The 452-nt window shown below is 40.5% G+C and carries 1 protein-coding gene; it reads left to right on the top strand.

What is annotated here, in order from left to right; all coding sequences use genetic code 11:
- On the top strand, positions 1-452 hold a 452-nt coding region (locus tag ACU68W_RS09270), incomplete at both ends, for an EF-Tu/IF-2/RF-3 family GTPase (protein ID WP_446756440.1).

Raw genomic sequence — 452 nt, 5'->3', positions numbered from 1 at the left:
GACGATCCAGAACTAATCGAATTAGTTGAAATGGAAGTACGTGAATTATTAAACGAATACGAATACGAAGGAGACGACACACCAATCGTAGTAGGATCAGCATTAAAAGCATTAGAAGATCCAGACGGAGAATGGGGAGACAAAATCATGAAATTGATGGAAGAAGTAGACGAATGGATCCCATCTCCAGTAAGAGACGTTGACCACCCATTCCTAATGCCAGTAGAAGACATCTTCACAATCACAGGACGTGGAACAGTAGCTACAGGTAGAGTAGAAAGAGGAAAAGTAAAAGTAGGAGACAACGTAGAAATCGTAGGACTTACAACAGAAAAAAGAACAGTAGTAGTAACAGGTGTAGAAATGTTCAGAAAACAACTTGACGAAGCAGAAGCAGGAGATAACATCGGAGCATTACTAAGAGGTGTACAAAGAGAAGACATCGAAAGAGG

Source organism: Finegoldia sp. P2-F-LR, from assembly GCF_052932265.1.
This window is presented reverse-complemented; position numbering and strand designations above follow the sequence as displayed.